This window comes from Cohnella soli, assembly GCF_042655525.1.
Classification (GTDB): domain Bacteria; phylum Bacillota; class Bacilli; order Paenibacillales; family Paenibacillaceae; genus Cohnella; species Cohnella soli.
On record NZ_JBHSMI010000067.1, the window covers coordinates 427,179 to 444,401 of the forward strand.

Sequence of the window (17,223 nt, forward strand, 5' to 3'; positions counted from 1 at the left end):
GGTTCATGCTGCCATGTTTAAGCCTATTAACGAACAACCTCCGGCTTATCTATGCTTTTCAGAAACGCTTCCCCGTATTTGACTCCCGCCTGCGCTCCCCGCATCAGTGCTTTGCCCTCAATTTGCTGAAGCGCGCCGGACACGACGGTGCACTGGGAAGCGTATGCTCTCATGGCCTCCATCTTGGCCTCGAACGTAGCTTCGATGTCTACGATATGGGAAACGTGTGCCAACAGCTCTATGACCTCGAAATAATAAAGCGACTTCGCCTTCCACGGCTCTCCCAGGTCAAGCGAAGCGTTCCAGCCTGCCTGCCAGAAAGCGTCGCTGACGATGGAGGCTACCGCTTTATGCGTGTTATATTCCCGCCAGTAATGGGTGAAGACGATATCCGGCTTGTATTTGCGGATTGCCTGCAGGCACATTTTATAGGTCGTTTCATTGGCCGGAATCGCATAATCTCCGTAGTCATAAGCCTCGTAGGTATGAATACCGAGAATATCCTTTACAGCCTCCCGCTCCTTGCGTCTTATTTCTACAATGTGCTCTTTATCCTTCAAATCGGTATAACCCTCATTGCCATTGGCGAACATCAGCACGTTTACTTCTACGCCCGCGTTCGTCATCTTTTTGATCGTGCCGCCTAGCCCAAGCACCTCGTCATCAGGATGGGCGCAAATGACGAGCGCTTTCTCAATATTCAGCATAACATTCGCTCCTATTTGACTGTTCTATGTTTCTATTCGTCTATTGCTGATCGAATTCAAGCTCAAGAATAACAGTCCCTCTCCCCGGTACTGTTACATGGAAGCTGCTCCTTCTCGGACTAACGGGCGTACCGGGAAAATCCGTACAAACCCGGATGTTCGAGATGCTCCGCCCGACATCGATTCCAGGAGACTTATAGTCCAAATTTCCGTTCGCAATAAGCAAGCGCCAGCGGTGCTTATCGATTTCCATCGCGTTAACGCTTATTTTAGCGTTCTGCTCCAGCACGATTGGCGCTCCCGCGCAATTTCCGATCCACGAGGCACACAGCTGCAGGAATGTATCCGCTACAGCGGAGAAATGAAGCCCCTGTACCCAGGAAATCGCATCCAGGTCCAAATCATCTTGATCCAGGCTCGAGCGGTTTCCCGTGTTATCCCTGCCCACTTCCATCCACAAAACCCGCGACTCCGACGAGCCTCCATCCGGATAGATGATCATAAAATAATCATCCTTATGCTTAGCCCCATTCAACTCATCTCCAACAGAAGACAGTCCCAGACTGGCAGCGCGATCCGTCATTCTACCAAGCAAAATGACCGGCCCCGCAGAATAGGCCAGCACGCTTTGCAGCTCATCCTCCGGCCACAGATGCGCATTCGTTACGAAAACCGGACCGGTCAGCATCTCCAAATTCTCGATATTGGCCGCGGCATACACAGGGGCTCCGAGAGAGATGAGCGTATGCAGCCATTTGTGGCTGGAGTATTCTCTCGTTTCCATATAATTGCGAAGCTCCGCAGCAAGCATTGGATCCGACCAAAGGAAGGTGGCGCCAATCAGTCGTCCAGGCTGCTCATCGAAGCCAAGCTCCCAGCGGTCGTTGACCCATTTCCACTCCTGCCGGTCCATGCCGTCCGCCAGACAGCCCATCCATCCCGAGGAACAGCGTTCGAGCTTTCCTTGACGGTCATAACGGTATACGTTCGGCAATGTAAGGATGTCTCTTTCCAGAACTGCCGGGGCATGACGCAAGGCATCCCAGCGCTCGGTCGTATCCTGAATCGTATTGAGACAAATCAGCTTCGTATCCGGCACGTAGCTCTTGATCAGCATCAATGTCGCCTTAAACTCATCGCAAGGCTCGTACTCCATTCCGCCTGCTCCGAGCGTCAGAGATGCGGCTCCCGCTTCAACAACAAAGCCATCAATTCCTGTATCGGCCAGACGCTTGTAATCTACGCCATACCGGTACATCGCTTCGAAAGGATCCCTCGTCCACGTTGAATTCAGCACAAACTTCTTCTTCAGCGGATGCAGCCTTGCCGCTATTTTGCGCCAAAACGTTTCCCAGCGCTCCGCATAAAAATCAATCCATTCCAAGCGCCTGTTCGCCCATATCCAGTCCGCTCTTGCGCGCACTCGCTCCGCATTTCCTTCGCAGTTGCCGCTCAGCTCGGAAGGAAGCTCCGCCCGGCCGGACGCCGTAAACTGACCGACCATATCATCCGAGTAGTCGGCTTCCGCCAGACTGATTCTCGGGCTCGTATAGCCATCTGCCCCATGATAGCCATCGAAGCCGTAATCCTCCATGACGGCAGTTAACTGCTGAACAAAGAAATCTTCATAATAAGTTCCGTCTGCAAGCCTGCCGAGCGGATTCAACATCTCCGTGCGTTTGACCGACTTCGTAACGACATGCAATTCAGGATGCCGGCTGCACCATTCACTGCTATATTGCTTTCCGTCCAACTTATAGATGAACAAATCAAAAAAGCTGCAATATACCTCAACGCCATGTTGCTGCAATTCGCTTAGAAGCCCACGGAGCTGAGTGCTGGTCCACTCCTGTCTGTCCCTGTCCCTTCCATATGGCCTGGCTGTATACGAGCATATTTCCGGTGAAAATACGCGCTCTTTTTCATTCCGGTCATGGAGATGAACAAAGTCAGGTGAATAGAACAGCAGCGAAAGCGCTTTAGGCACAAAACCTAAATTGTCCAAATAAGCGGGGACTCCGTAATTGTCCTGTTCATTGTCGAAGCCAATCAATTCTACCCACAGCCATTTTTCAAAGTTCATAGATTCCCTCTACCTCCTCAGCCCTTAATCCCTGACATCACAAAGCCGTTAATTAAATACCGCTGGAAAAACAGAAAAACGAGAAGTGCGGGCACCACCATGACAGCGGCTCCGGCCATAACGAGATGGGGCGTAATAAAGCCATATTGACCGACTAATCCGGCGATGCCGATCGGAATGGTCTTAAGCTCCTCGCGATTGATTACAATCAGCGGCCAAAGCAGCGAATTGTAGAAGGAGATAAAGGCGAGCGTTCCCAGCGTGGCCAGCGCAGGCACCGACAGCGGCAAATAAATTCTTGCAAACACGCCTAGATTGCTGCAGCCATCCAGCCGCGCCGCTTCATAGAAATCACGGGGCAAGCCGAGAAAAAACTGGCGGATCATAAAAATGCCATATCCCGAAAATAGCATCGGCAAAATCAGCCCGAGGTACGAGTCGATCATCCCCAGCTTTTGCGTGATGATAAACAGCGGAATCAGAACAACGGCGCCCGGTACCATCATGCTGGATATAAACAAGGCGAACAGAAACGCCTTTCCTCTGAACGAAAGCACGGCAAAAGCAAAGGCCGCGGAGGAAGCCAGCACCAGCTGCAATACTGTAGTCGTCGTAGATACGAAAAGGCTGTTCCCCAGATAACGCAGTAGTGAAAGCTGCTTGAATACGTCCACAAAATTAGACCATTGCGGAACAGCAGGCAGCAGTTTGGGAGGGTATACATAGAATTCACCCAACCCTTTTAACGACAAAGAGATCATCCATAGAAACGGGGCGGCAAAAAACAAAGCCAGAACAAGAGTGAGCGCATATTTGCCTACGAGACTCATAGGCAGTGGACTTGTTCGTTTAATTGTAATGCACCCACCTTTCCTGAAACTTCCATTGAATCAGCGTAACGATCGCGATCAACGCGAACAACACGGTTGAAATCGTTGCCGCAAGCCCCATATTGAACCCTTTGAAGGCTGCATTTACGATAAAATAAACCAGTGTCGTCGTCGAATAACCAGGACCTCCGCCTGTCAATATATAAACAGCTTCAAAGGTTTGCAAATTGCCGATCACCGAGGTGATCACGATAAAAAACATCGTCGGCGAAAGCAGCGGCAGCGTCACCTTGCGAAATACATAGAAGGGACCTGCACCGTCCACCTTGGCCGCTTCATACAACGTCTCATCAATCGCCTGCAGACCTGCAAGAAAAATAAGCATATTGTAGCCCGCCGAATGCCATAGAGAAAACAAAATGACGGACAGGATCGCCGTCCATGGGCCGGAGAGCCAGCCGACGGGAGAAATGCCGATCAAGCTTAACCCATAATTGATGAGGCCGGTGTCCTTGGCATACATGTTCACCCAAATGACCGACATCGCCACCATGGAAGAGACAGAAGGTATAAAAAAAACAGACCGGAACACGGGCTTCCCGAAAGGCAGCTTATTGACCAGAAGCGCCAGAAGCAATCCGAACGATATCGTCAGCGGAATGGATATGACGACAAACAACAGCGTCGTTCTGATGCTCGCGATGGCCTCCTTGTTATTCAGAAAATCCGTCCAATTGTCGAGTCCTACATAGCGGATCGGAGTCATTAAATCCCATTGGAATAAGGATAAGCCAAGGCCCATCACCGCAGGAATCAGAACAAAAACGATAAAACAGATCATTGAAGGGAGTATAAACAGATAGGCCGAGAGCTGTCCCCAGGTGCGATTCATCATAATCTCCCTCTTCCATTGTTATAGGCGGACAGGCTGCTGCACCTGCCCGCCGGGCAACAAGTCTCTATAGCGCTTGCATTCTTGCTTTTACTTATTTCTTTTGCTTATCGTCGAACACTTTATTCCCCTGTTCTTCCATTGCCTTTACTGCGGCCTGAGGGGTCTTCGTACCGTACCACACTTGCTCCATTTCTTTGCCGACAATCGTTTGCAGCTCCAGGATGCCGTTTTTCGCTTGATAAGGCGTAGCCGTTCCAATCAAATCCGCATATTTCTTCAATAAAGGAGACAGCCCTTCCTGGGAAGAAATCCGTCCGGGTACGCCTGCGTTTGTTTTGGTAACAATCTCGTTCAAGCTCTCCGTACTGGTCAGGAATTTAAGAAATTCATAGGATTCCCTAGGGAACTTAGTCTGTTTGCTAATGACGAATGCTCCGCCCAAGCCGGTAGTAAACTGTCCTTTAGGACCCGCCGGTATCCGAACCATATCCCATTCGAAAGGTACATCCTTGAAAGAAGGAATCACCCATCCTCCATCCGCCATCATGCCCGCAAGTCCATTGAGCCAGATCGGACGGGTCGTCTTTCCTTGTTCAGGCTTTGGCGTAATGCCCATATCGATGTTGTCTTTAAAGAACTGCAGGGTATCGATTCCCCCTTGATTATTGACCCCTACCTTGCCCTCAGACGTAAGCATCGTAGCGCCAAAAGCGCGGAAATAAGAATCGGCCGTGAAATCTGCGGCCATAGTGGATAAGAGACCGTATACTTTTCCTTTGTCCGATTTCAATTCGCTCAGCTTCTTGGCGGCTGTCCTGACATCTTCAAGCGTCCAGTCGTTTGTCGGATAGTCCAGCTTGGCCTGATCAAACAAATTTTTATTGTAGAACAGAACCTGCGCCGAAACATCGTAAGGAAAACCGTAAATTTGCCCTTCGTAAGTCAAATAATCGATCATCATCTTATGGAAGTCTTCCAGATTCAAGGACGGGTCATCCTTGATGTAATCGTTAAGCGGAAGCAGCATACCGTTCTCCTGCCACTGCGCGCCTAATCCTGGCGTAAACACCCAAACATCCGGCATCGTATTGGACGCAGTCATAACCTGAAGTTTTTTCCAGTATTCCGCATAGGCCGTATTCTCCAGCTTTACCTCAATATCAGGATGCTCCGCATTCCACTGGTCAACGACCTTTTTATAAGGCTCCAGAGTTGCCGGTTCCATCGCTGTTGCTAAACGGATTGTTACCTTTTCCTTTTTATCCGGAGCTTTGCTGGTCTCTGGCGCATTTGTCTGCGTCGGGCCGGAGCTCCCTGATGCTCCCTTATCTCCGGATGAACAACCTGCCAGTGTGACGGCTGCTACAAGCAGCGTACTAAGAACGACCCCGCTTCTCTTCTTCAAACTAACTCCTCCTTGTATACGTGAATGCGAAGCGCTTACATGGTTAATCGTAATTCTTTTTCAGCTAAATAAATTGGCATTTGTTCATGAGAAATATAACAATATTCAGGTTACACGGACAGACGAAGGCCGCAGTAGACCCAAAAAGTGCAATAGCGACCTGGGGATAGTTTCCCCACGCCGCTATTTTTCAAATATTCACGGTTTCTCCGTTCATCGAAGTTTGGCTCGTCGCGCGCCCTGGACTAAATGTCCGTCGCGAACACAGCCGACAAATCAATCGTCAAGCAAGGAATCGTCGGCGAGACGAGCTGCTCTTCTTCCGTCCACGTCTTCAGCAGCCGGTATTCGCCATCTACAAGCACATATTGATCGACAAGCTTATAGCTCGGCTCGATCAACCAGTATTCGGGTACGCCGAACCGCTCGTACGTCGCTTTTTTGATTGTCTTATCGTTGCGCGCCGTACTGGTCGACAATATCTCGACAATCAGATCGGGAACCCCGTACACGTACCCGTCTCTAATGATCTCCTTGTTCTCTCGGCGAATATAGAGAATATCCGGCTGCAAAATATTATCTTTGTCGAAATGAACATCCATCGGGGCATACAAAGTAATTCCGTCCTGAGCGCATGACGAATGAAATGCAATATGGAGCCCTCCGGACACACTCTGGTGAACAAACTTCGGCGAAGTCAGAAAGTCGTATCGAACGCCGCCGATGATTTCGTATCTTTCCTCGATAAAATAGGTGCCGTGCGTTTCCTTCACCTTCGTCGCTTTCTCGTCCTTCTTACCTCTATCGCTCATCCACAAAGCCTCCATTTCGCCAAAACACCCCGCACAGCGAAGACACGAATCGTGTTCCGCTCTGCGAGGTGCTTCCCCGTCCTATTTTCCTTATTATGGCCGATTGCGGACGATGCTGTCAATGAAAGAACGCTTGAACCTACTTCATCTTAAACACAATAACGCCCGCGATCATGACGCCGATACCGATCAACCGGTTGGCCGACAGCGCGATTTTCTCGACTCCGAACCATCCGAAGCTTTCGATGGACATCGATACCAACAGCTGCGCGATCAGCAATATCGCGACTGCGTATGCCGGGTTCAGCGCGATGACCGACTTCATTGCCGTGAAAACGATCATGACGCCGAGACAGCCCCCGAGCAAATACAGCTTGTTAACGGAGGCAAGCTTGCTTATGCTGCCATCCTTGATGAACAGAAACAGCGCGATCGATAACAGAAACCCGGTGCCATGCACCCAGGCGTTCGTCAGCCAGAACCCCGCCTTTTCGCCGAGCCGCACGTTAAAAATACCCTGAATGCTTACAATCGTCCCCGCGATGAACGCATACAATACCCCAATCATTCGTACCCCTCCGCCATGATAACTAGCTGTATAAATTCCCATTGGCGAGCTGCTTCAGCCGACCGATATCCTTCACGTACAGCGATCCCCTCGCTCGCTCGACGAGACCGTCCGCTGCGAACTGCGTAACGACCCGGTTCAAATGCCGATAGCTCGTCCCGAGCAGCTCCGCGATCTCCGTCAGCTTGGCCGTCTTCAGCTCCTCGATCATCGCCCGATCGTTCTCGTCCACCGCGATCGATACAAGATAACTCGCAAATCGCGTCTCCACCGGGTATAACAGATTCAATCCGGATGAGTTCGAGAATGTATGCAGCTTGTGCACCAGATGCTTGATGACGAATCGCAGGAAAGCCGGATCCTCGTTGGCCGTATCGATATAAGCTTGCCTCGGAATCGCGATGAACAACGTATCGTTCACCGACTCCACCGTATTTTGCGCCGTCAACCCGTTCGTCATCTCGAGGTCCCCGATCGTGCTAATCGGACCGTTAAACCGAATGAGCATCGATTTGCCGTTCGGCAACACGCGATAGTTTTTCACTTTCCCCTTCACGAGCAAGTAGAAATAGTCGACAGGCGCGTCGGCCGCGACCACGATCTCGCCCTTGTCGAACGCATGCAACTCCATCGCCGCCCCGTTCTTGCGCCGAACGTCCCTTCAAGCCCATAAACCTCGAGCCGCTCTCGAACAACCGCCGTTTCTTTGATTTTCCGCATGCGCGTTGTCCCCCGATCGCTTCTCTTCCTTCCTACTGCTCATTGTATAGGCATTATTCCCCCGGAAAAAGGACATATGTCCCATTCGACAGAAAAAATACGCCCCTCTTCAGAGGAGCGCATTGCGCCTTACGGTTTCACATCTTAATCAATCAGAAAGGACCTCTTAGGCCGCGGAACAGCGTGGAGGCAATATCGTCGCCGAGCAGAGAGATCAGTATGAACGAAGCTGCATAAGTAATAATGACGCCGTAGAAGGCATCCAGCCCGCTCGTGTGATCCTTCTTGAAGCTGTAGATGACGAGACATACGGCTACAAACCAAGAGAATATGCCCAAGCCGATGCTGAGCCCCCAAATAAAAGAACCGTCGCTTATAAGGGAGAACAGCAACGCAACGAGTAAGAACGCTACCGATGGAATCATGAAGCTGCCGAACCGGGCTGTTACTTCCCTGTAATTGACGTTCTCGTTACCGATTTTCAGTACGAAAAACATGACTGTGTTCACGAGAAGGAGGATAATCAACATAAAGAAGAACGGCTTGATCACAACGCTTCCGAAATCAATGCGATTCACGACGAAGCCGCCGAAGCTAGAAAGCCGATGGCGTAATTGGAAGTAGACGATCAGCGGCAAAATAAGAGAGAACAGAACGATTGTAATCAGTCCGTTCGCCATATGACTGCCGTCGGAAGCTTGTCCGGTTCGCGTTGGGCTCTTTAGCACCTGAACAAAATAAGCGATATATTGTTTGCTGATTTGTTTAGCTTGTTGAAGCTGCTTGTTCGGTTCCTCGCGCGTCGGCCCGCCGGACTGTTGCGAATACTGGTCAGGTTGTTTGCCAAGGTTAACCGTATCCGACGTCGCCGCAAGTTGCAGGTTTACCCCGCATTTCACGCAAAACTTTGAAGATTGATTCATATGACCGCATTGTGAGCACTGCACGCCTTGTCATCCTCCACATTTCATATTAATATAGGATTTTTTTCCTATGAACCATAAGTATTATAGTTGGGTTTGATAGGCACGTCTATGTCAGCCGCCTAAATTATTTTTAAAATCTTACCTCCTTGCGTGCAAACATACAGTTCTCCGTTCGAGTCTCGTCCGAAGGAAGTGATGTTCTCTCCCGTTTCCAGAAGCGTTCGGTTCACCATCCGTCCCTCGTCGCCGGTCGACAGCGCCCACATCGTTCCCGTACCATAATCCGCGTATAGATAGGCCCCGACCAGCTCACGCGGCAGCTCGTTCCCCCGGTATACATAGCCGCCGGTTACGGAGATACCCGCCTCGTGGTCGTAGACGTAGATCGGATCAATTAGCCCATCTCTTTGGCATCCCGAATCCGGCTTGTAACATTCAAGTCCTTCCCGGACGCGCCAGCCGTAATTGCCGCCCTTCTTGATGATATTTATCTCTTCGAAGCGTTCTTGCCCGACATCAGCCGCCCATAGTCTGCCGGTCTCCCCTTCGAAGCTGAACCGCCAAGGATTACGCAGACCGTACGCATAAATTTCCGGAGCGCCGCTCTCGACGAATGGATTGTCCGGCGGTATAGAGTAGGCGAGGCCTTCGGCTGACGCATTGACATCGATCCGAAGGATTTTGCCGAGCAAGCTATCGAGGTTCTGCCCGTTGTTGTTCGGATCGCCGGCGCTGCCTCCGTCCCCCGTAGCAACGTACAAGTAGCCGTCAAGACCGAAGGCTAGTTGACCGCCGTTATGGTTCGCATAAGGCTGTTCGAAGGTTAAAACGACTTGCTCCCCCGTAGGCTCCAGACGCTCCTGATTTTGTGGATCCGCCTTGTACCTCGCAATGATCGTATGGGATTTCGTTGTGTAGTTCACGTAGGCTTCGTTCGGCCGATTCGGATGGAAGGCCAGTCCAAGCAGCCCCTGTTCATTGCCTTCGTCATAGACGCGGTTGCGGATGTCGAGTACCACGGCTGCGGGTTCATCGGGCTTCTTTAAGTTCTTGGACAACACGCGTCCCGGCTGTTCGACGATGTAGACGACGTCTTCGTAACCTTTCCTCGTCTCCAACCCAACCGGCTTGTCGAATCTCTCATCTTTGAAAATGTCGGCTAGTGACACAATGGCGGCTTGCTCTGCTCGGGTGGGTGACCCTCCCGTTGTTGGCGTCCCGTTCTGCCCCCGGCAAGCGGTCATGATTATCCCCATCGCTAACAAGCACAACACAAGTCCCGCTATTCTTCGTTCGTTCGCGCCCATCCGGCCCAGCCCCCTTTTACCAAAATTCTCCCATAGCTTCCGGGCTCATGCAAGACGAATAATAAGAACAGCCTCCGCGCGAATCGAGCGAAGGCTGTCCATGTTACAGCTTAAACCTGTTAACTTCGTTCTGCAGCTCGGTAGCCATTCGGCTTAGCTGCTCCGCCGATGACGAAATTTGCTCAACCGAGGCCAGTTGTTCTTCGCTCGCGGCCGTTACGGTCTGCACGCCGTCGGAGGACGCTTTCGAGATGGCCACCATTTCATCCATCGACGCGGTAACTTGTTGCGCTCCGGCGGACATCTGCTCCGATTCCGCGGATATGTCCTGCATCTGCTCGGCTACGTTTTGCACGGAATGGACGATCAAGCCGAACGCTTCTCCCGCATCGCGGACAGCCACGATGCCTTTATCCACTTCGCGAACGCCTCGACCCATCGCGTCTACGACTTGCTCAATCGAACTGCGGACTTCCCCAATGAGCTCATTGATTTGTTCCGCCGACTGTCTGGACTGTTCGGCCAGCTTTTTCACTTCTCCGGCTACTACTGCGAACCCTTTGCCTTGCTCTCCCGCCCTTGCCGCTTCAATGCCTGCGTTTAATGCCAAAATATTCGTCTGTCCGGCGATGCCCGACATAACGGACACAATCGCCTCGATCTCCATCGACCGTCCGCCAAGCTGCCGCACCCGTTCGGCCGAATCATTGACGGAACGACTGATGCTGTTCATCTGCGCAATCGCTTGTTCCAACGTATGGTTACCCGCCAACGCATTTTTGCCTGCTTCTGCCGCCGCATCCGCTACAACAGACGAAGACTCGGCTACCCTCTGGATTCCGGAAGCAAGCTCTCCCATTGTTTGAGAGCTTTGGTGCGCACCCTGCAATTGGCTGTCGCTGCCCGCAGCAACTTGTTCCATAATGCCTACAATTTGATCGGAGGCGGAACGGGTATGGTTAGCGCTGAGATCGAGCCTCTCCGCTGTTGCGGCCACTTGGCTGGCGCTGCCGCTCAAATGCCCGATCATCGTCCTGAGCGAAAGTGTCATCGCGTGAAGGTCATCCGCCAATCCGCCAATCTCATCCTTGTTCTTGATTTGCTCCCGATCGCCCGTCAAATCTCCTTCGGCGATTCTTTTCACCCGTTTGGCGATTTTGCCGATCGGTTTCGTAATCGAGAACACGATCAGCAGCGCAATGACGATGGTGACAACCGCAGAAATGAGCAAGCTCATGAAGAAGGTGTTCTCCGCCTTGGACTGGGTGCCCAGAATACCGCTCAATGGCATATGCAAGTATACTCTAAACCCCGTGTCAGCCACTGGCGCATAAGTGACAATATAAGTTTCGCCGTCTACGGTATAATCGGCTTTATCGCCTTTGAACTCGGATTGGGACAGAATGCCCTTCAAGCCATCCGGCAATGTAGATTGCTCCGGCTTAACCCCAATCGCTTCTTTCTGACGCGCATACCGGATGACGCCGTAGTCGTCCATGACGATCGGATAACCGTCTCCCTTGGCGATGACCATGTCTTTGAAGAAGTAGTCCATCATCTCTTCGAACGGAATCGTACTGGTCAGCACTTTAATCGTTTGCTTATCCGAGGCGTCCTTCACAGGAACCGAGATGGAAATCATCGACCTCCCCGAGCGGTAAACCGTAATGTCCGATACGCCCGGTTGACCGCTTAACGCGTTCTTGAAATAGGGCTTGTCCTCGACCTGTTCTACTTCCTGCCGAGAATTGCTATGTACGATCGCCTTTCCCGATTTGTCGAACAGGATCATGTCGCTGCTGCTTGCCGACAGCTCCTGAAGCACCGCCAAATACTTCAACTGCGCTGCGGTATCGTTCGAGCGCATCGTTTCGTTCCCCGAAGCAAGCATCAATTCCGCAACCCGCTGATTGACCCACTCTACCATGTTCTTCGCTTTATTTTCAGTCAAATTGCGGTATACCGCCACTTGGCTGTCCACATGATCAACAGCCGTCGTGTTATAGATAATCAAAGAGCTAGCCGCCATGGGCACAAGGCCAACGACCAAAAACCAAAAAGTAAGCCGAGTCCGTAACGATCGGTACCAATTCATGCAAAAACCTCGCTTTCAGCAAATGGCATATTCCTCCTTCATCATACCGGATATAACGTCTTTCGCATTCGGCCCTCGGGATAGCTTTCGTTTCATATCAAGTCGTGGAGCAACCCCGACTAAAGTCTAGGTTAGTTGCAAAAAAGAAAGCCCGCCCCTTCTCAAGGGCGAGCTTCTTGAACGATCAACTTTTCTTCGAGCTCCCAGCTGCTGAAGTGATCCTCCCAAATGACGTGGCACAAGTTGCCTTGCACTTCTACGACCGTTCCTTTCGTGCCGTCGTGCGCGTAGACGACCTGATCGCCGACTTTCATTCGCGCTCTCTCCCTCGTTAGCCGAGTCGAAATACGATGCCGTGTCCGCCTTTCGGATATACCCATTCGATATTTTGGTGAGGACAGCCGATCCGGCAGCTTCCGCATTCATGACACCCTTCGTAACCGACGTGCATGCGGATATTTTCCCATTTGTATACTTCCGCCGGACAGAAAATGGTACAAATTTTGTCCGGGCAGCTCGACATGCACACTTCGGTATTCATGACGCGCAGATGGGATTTCGTGTCGGCATTAAAACGGATCAAATATTGCTTCTCCTCGATTGTTGCGCCTTTGGCGGCGTTCTGCGATTGCGGCTGCGGCGATTGTGCCTCGCTCATCACTTCATCACCTTCCAGGCCCGGTACAAGTCGCGGGCGATTTTGAATTTCGCCTTGGTCGGTCCGATGTCCCGCCAAATTTTCTTCTGTTTCTCCCGCTTCGACGCGCCGTCTACGGTCAGCATCTGGCTCGCCGCCTTGTTCATCATCGGGATGTACTGATCGAAATATTGCGGGAACTTGTCGAAGTGGTGCGTCGCGTCTTTGTACTTCTTCAGATCTTGCCCGACAAAGCTATTCATCAGCTTCTGCCGGTAGCTGTCCAGCCCCACCTCGGAGAAGTCTCCGCTCTCCTTCGCCGCGATGATCGTCTCCGCCGCGAGCCTCCCGGACGTCATCGCCATGTTCGATCCTTCGCGATGGATCGCGTTTACAAGCTGAGCTGCGTCCCCGACGACCAGCACCCCTGCGCCGACGACTTTCGGCATCGACTTGTAGCCGCCTTCGGGAATCAGGTGAGCTAGATACTCTTGGGCCTCCGCGCCTTGAATGTAGGGACGGATCATTGGGTGCGTTTTCACATACTCCATTAATTCATATGGCTTTATTTTATGTTTGATGAGTCCGGACAGTAACGTGCCTACCCCGATACTTAACGTATCTTTATTCGTGTAGAGGAAGCCGGTGCCTAGAATGCCTTTCGTCGCGTCGCCGAACAGTTCAATCGTGCAGCCTTGGCCTTCTTCGAGGTTAAACCGATCTTCGATGATTTTCTTGTCGAGCTTGAGAATTTCCATCGTCGCGAGCGCCACCTCGTCGGGTCGAAACTCCTTGTGGAAGCCTAGCGACTTGGCGAGCAGCGAGTTAACCCCGTCCGCCAGCACGACGACGTCCGCGCGCAGTTCCCCGTCCGGCCGATCCGTCCGCACTCCGACGACACGGCCGTTCTCCACGATGCACGACAGCACGACCGTCTCGTTCACAAGCAACGCGCCCTGCTCAACCGCTTTGGCCGCGAACCACTGGTCGAACTTCGCCCGAAGCACCGTAAAATTGTTATACGGTTCCTGAGCCCACTCCATCCCTTTGTAGGAAAACGTAACTGCAGATTCTTTATCCATCATCATGAACCGCTGCTCCACGATCGGCCGCTCGATTGGCGCCTCCTTATGGAAATCCGGCACGATTTCCTCCATCATTTTGCGATAGAGGACACCGCCCATAACGTTTTTCGAACCGGGATACTCTCCTCGCTCGATTAGCAGCACGTTCACGCCCGCTTTGCCGAGCTCATACGCACAGGCGATTCCTGCAGGTCCCGCGCCGACGACGATCGCATCAAACTTTTCCGGCATTGGCCTCTTCCTTTCTGCCCAGCGCATTTTGGAATGCCTCGATCAGCAGCGGCACGATCGCCAGCGCATCCCCGACGATGCCGTAATGCGAAGATTGGAAGATCGGCGCGGCCGGGTCTTTGTTGATCGCGATTATAAGTCCGGCGTTCTGCATGCCGACGATGTGCTGAATGGCACCCGAAATTCCGATGGCAAAATAGATCTTCGGCGTCACCGTCACGCCCGTCTGTCCGACTTGATGATGGTGTCCGATCCAGCCGGCTTCGACGACGTCCCGGCTTGCCCCGACCGCGGCGCCGAGCGTTGCCGCCAAGCGCTCCACAAGCTGGAATCCAGCCGGACCGCCTAACCCTTTGCCTCCCGCCACGATAACGTCCGCCTCGTCGATCCGCATCCGCTGCGTCGTCGAACGGACGATCTCAAGCACTTTCGTGCGAATATCCGCTTCTTCGAGCGGAATGCTCTCGTCGACCATTTCTCCTGAGCGCCCTGCTTCGCGGGGAAGCGCCTTCATCACTTTCGGCCGGACGGTGGCCATCTGCGGCCGATACTTCTTGCACAGAATCGTCGCCATAATATTTCCGCCGAATGCCGGACGGCTTGCAAGAAGAAGTCCCGTATCCGCCTCTACGTCAAGCTGTGTCGTATCTGCCGTTAATCCTGTCGGCAAATCCGTCGCCACCGCGCTGGCCAGGTCTTTGCCCGTCGATGTCGCGCCGTAGAGCAAAATTTCCGGCTTGTGCTTTTCTACGCAAGCGAGCACCGCGCGCATATAGGTCTCCGTCCGATAGTGACGATAGATCGAATCATCGTATACGTACACTTTGTCTGCGCCGTATTCGAACGCCGTTTGCGCGAGTTGCTTTACGTTTTCTCCAATCAATAGGCCTGCTAATTCCGAGTTTCGCTTGTCCGCGAGTGCTCGCCCTGCTCCCAGCAGTTCAAGAGACACCGGGGCAACAGCCCCGTTCTTCTCCTCGATGAACACCCATACTCCCCGATAGTCGTCGAAGTTCATCGTCTGTCACCTCCCGCTCTCGAGTCAGTGCCCGTGTTCGAGCCGTCGGAAGTTGATGCATTCGTCGCACCTGACACTCTCGGCGCACCCGCTGCTGCTCCGACAGCGAACAACTCCTTGCGCGCAAGCACAACTTCAAGCAACTGACGAACTTGATCGTCCGGCTCTCCTTCGAACAACTGACCGCCTTGCGGTTTCTGCGGCGCCCATACCGAACTAACGATTGTAGGCGAGCCTTTCAAACCAAGCTGCGTCTTGTCGATCTCTCCTAGATCCGCTACAGACCAGATACGAGGCTCGTATCTTGCCGCCCTCAGCACGTTCGGCAACGAAGAATACGGCACTTCGTTAATCTCTTTCTCCACTGATAGCAGACAAGGCAGCGTCGATCGAATCACCTCGTAGCCGTCTTCCAGCTTGCGGTGCACGATCGCGTAACCTTGCTCGCGGTTGATTTCAACCACTTTGTTGACCGAGGTCAGAGGGGGCATATCTAATCTACGGGCAATGCCGGGACCGACTTGACCGGTGTCTCCGTCGATTGTCATTTTGCCGCAAATGATCAGGTCGATCGGTCGGTCGGACGCCATTTTACGGAGCGCCATCGTCAGCGCATAACTCGTCGCCAACGTGTCTGCACCAGCGAACGCCCGGTCCGTAATCATGTACCCTTCATCGGCACCGATTTCGATGCACTTGCGAATCGCCTTCACTGCGGGCGGCGGCCCCATCGTCAGTACGGATACGACGCCGCCGTAACGCGCGCGAAGACGGACCGCTTCCTCGACCGCGTGAGAATCATACGGATTCAAAATCGCAGGCGCGCTGGAGCGGTCCATCGTGTTCGTCTTCGGATTCATTTTAATAATTTTCGTGTCGGGCACCTGCTTAATGCAGGCGACTATGTGCAACATGTGCATCATCCTTTCCGAGCTTGCTAGGGCGTGTCTGAATACTCCGAGCCCTAGGAATCGGCTCAACCTTTCAACTTATCTATATTAGGCGCGAGGCACGATCATGACTGGGTTTGTCCGGAATCGACGAGAGCAGCAACCCGTTTCCTCTTGCTTTCGTTTATACAAATAGGATAATAAAGGGAGAACATTCGAGAGGTTGGCGGATATGAAAGTGTTAACAGGGAAAATGCATAAATCGGTAGGAATGCTCGTGCTTCTGTTGGCCACAACGAGCGCAAGCGGATGCGCGGGCAAAGAGAACGAAGCGAATGGGGCACCCGCATCCACTACGGTTGCAAGCCAGTCTGCTCAGGCGATAGACTCATCGCCCCCGTCAGCGGCGACGGACATCGGTGCCAGCTCTGTCAAGCTTGCGAACTATAACCGCGCTGAAAGCAGCGGACGGTACGGCACGCTGTCGATCGTCCCAGAGGAAGGGGAAACATCCGGCACGGTCGAGGCCTCTTCCTGTTACGGGAAAGAAGGAGAATCGGAGTTTAGCGGAATTTATCACGTTATCTATCGAAACAAAGACGAAGGACTCGTGAAAGATTTAGGAGTTATCGGCAATGGCTCCGCCGAATCTACCGTGCGTACGTCGGAAACGATCGGCCTGAATGAGCTTCAGATGGGAGAGACGGATGTGTATTATTTCTCCCCCGTCGTCGACCAGTGCCACGGCTCGGAGTATACGTTTTATGGTATTAATCGTAATCGCAATGCCTTCCCGTTCCGCTTCGATATGGGAGCTAACAGCAAGCACCTCGAACGCATCACGCTTCTGCCTGGCACGCTGCCGAAGCTGAATGACGACGGTACGATCGAGCTCGACAGCTACGGTGAGCCGGGGAGCATGCCGCCCAGCCGCGCCAAGTACGTCTTTAAGCTTGACGGAGATACGTTCGTTTTAACCAAATCGACGCCGCTGCCCGACTAAGCGCCACCCGC

At 52.6% G+C, this 17,223-nt stretch carries 17 protein-coding genes; 1 reads left to right on the plus strand and 16 read right to left on the minus strand.

Going from position 1 to position 17,223, the window contains the following annotated elements; all coding sequences use genetic code 11:
* Positions 1-26: 26 nt before the first annotated feature.
* The 16 genes from ACFPOF_RS31190 to ACFPOF_RS31265 form a co-directional block, all read right to left on the minus strand.
* Complete coding sequence (locus tag ACFPOF_RS31190; protein WP_378139677.1) at positions 27-707, minus strand: PIG-L deacetylase family protein; 681 nt, start codon at positions 705-707, stop codon at positions 27-29.
* A gap of 40 nt (positions 708-747) precedes the next feature.
* Positions 748-2,790, minus strand: coding sequence for a hypothetical protein (locus ACFPOF_RS31195; protein ID WP_378139679.1), 2,043 nt, complete (start codon positions 2,788-2,790; stop codon positions 748-750).
* Between the two features lie 17 nt (positions 2,791-2,807).
* Positions 2,808-3,620: a carbohydrate ABC transporter permease gene (locus ACFPOF_RS31200; RefSeq protein ID WP_378139681.1), complete on the minus strand. Its 813-nt coding sequence runs from the start codon at positions 3,618-3,620 to the stop codon at positions 2,808-2,810.
* 19 nt (positions 3,621-3,639) lie between these two features.
* Positions 3,640-4,515 (minus strand): carbohydrate ABC transporter permease, encoded by an 876-nt coding sequence (locus ACFPOF_RS31205; protein ID WP_378139683.1) that lies wholly within the window; start codon positions 4,513-4,515, stop codon positions 3,640-3,642.
* Between the two features lie 91 nt (positions 4,516-4,606).
* A complete protein-coding gene (locus ACFPOF_RS31210; protein WP_378139685.1) occupies positions 4,607-5,920 on the minus strand; it encodes an ABC transporter substrate-binding protein in 1,314 nt (437 codons plus the stop codon).
* Positions 5,921-6,165: 245 nt separating this feature from the next.
* On the minus strand, positions 6,166-6,732 hold the full coding sequence (locus tag ACFPOF_RS31215) for a Uma2 family endonuclease (protein ID WP_378139687.1): 567 nt from the start codon (positions 6,730-6,732) through the stop codon (positions 6,166-6,168).
* Positions 6,733-6,871: 139 nt separating this feature from the next.
* On the minus strand, positions 6,872-7,300 hold the full coding sequence (locus tag ACFPOF_RS31220) for a DMT family transporter (protein WP_378139689.1): 429 nt from the start codon (positions 7,298-7,300) through the stop codon (positions 6,872-6,874).
* A gap of 22 nt (positions 7,301-7,322) precedes the next feature.
* Positions 7,323-7,931 (minus strand): Crp/Fnr family transcriptional regulator, encoded by a 609-nt coding sequence (locus ACFPOF_RS31225; protein WP_378139691.1) that lies wholly within the window; start codon positions 7,929-7,931, stop codon positions 7,323-7,325.
* A gap of 241 nt (positions 7,932-8,172) precedes the next feature.
* On the minus strand, positions 8,173-8,967 hold the full coding sequence (locus ACFPOF_RS31230; RefSeq protein ID WP_378139693.1) for a hypothetical protein: 795 nt from the start codon (positions 8,965-8,967) through the stop codon (positions 8,173-8,175).
* A gap of 98 nt (positions 8,968-9,065) precedes the next feature.
* Positions 9,066-10,253, minus strand: a complete 1,188-nt coding sequence (locus tag ACFPOF_RS31235) for a PQQ-dependent sugar dehydrogenase (RefSeq protein ID WP_378139695.1) — start codon at positions 10,251-10,253, stop codon at positions 9,066-9,068.
* Between the two features lie 103 nt (positions 10,254-10,356).
* Complete coding sequence (locus tag ACFPOF_RS31240) at positions 10,357-12,267, minus strand: methyl-accepting chemotaxis protein (protein WP_378139697.1); 1,911 nt, start codon at positions 12,265-12,267, stop codon at positions 10,357-10,359.
* Between the two features lie 242 nt (positions 12,268-12,509).
* Positions 12,510-12,662, minus strand: a complete 153-nt coding sequence (locus tag ACFPOF_RS31245) for a hypothetical protein (RefSeq protein ID WP_378139699.1) — start codon at positions 12,660-12,662, stop codon at positions 12,510-12,512.
* Positions 12,663-12,679: 17 nt separating this feature from the next.
* The gene (locus ACFPOF_RS31250) at positions 12,680-13,006 is read right to left on the minus strand and encodes a ferredoxin family protein (RefSeq protein ID WP_378139701.1); all 327 of its coding nucleotides are present in this window, start codon (positions 13,004-13,006) and stop codon (positions 12,680-12,682) included.
* Positions 13,006-14,301: an FAD-dependent oxidoreductase gene (locus tag ACFPOF_RS31255; RefSeq protein WP_378139703.1), complete on the minus strand. Its 1,296-nt coding sequence runs from the start codon at positions 14,299-14,301 to the stop codon at positions 13,006-13,008. The genes ACFPOF_RS31250 and ACFPOF_RS31255 overlap by 1 nt, the downstream gene beginning before the upstream one ends.
* Positions 14,285-15,319, minus strand: coding sequence for an electron transfer flavoprotein subunit alpha/FixB family protein (locus ACFPOF_RS31260; protein WP_378139705.1), 1,035 nt, complete (start codon positions 15,317-15,319; stop codon positions 14,285-14,287). Before ACFPOF_RS31260 ends, ACFPOF_RS31255 begins: the two co-directional genes overlap by 17 nt.
* Positions 15,316-16,233: an electron transfer flavoprotein subunit beta/FixA family protein gene (locus ACFPOF_RS31265; protein ID WP_378139707.1), complete on the minus strand. Its 918-nt coding sequence runs from the start codon at positions 16,231-16,233 to the stop codon at positions 15,316-15,318. Before ACFPOF_RS31265 ends, ACFPOF_RS31260 begins: the two co-directional genes overlap by 4 nt.
* 208 nt (positions 16,234-16,441) lie before the next feature.
* Between ACFPOF_RS31265 and ACFPOF_RS31270 the strand changes: the two genes are divergently transcribed.
* Positions 16,442-17,212: a hypothetical protein gene (locus ACFPOF_RS31270; protein WP_378139709.1), complete on the plus strand. Its 771-nt coding sequence runs from the start codon at positions 16,442-16,444 to the stop codon at positions 17,210-17,212.
* Positions 17,213-17,223: the final 11 nt, after the last annotated feature.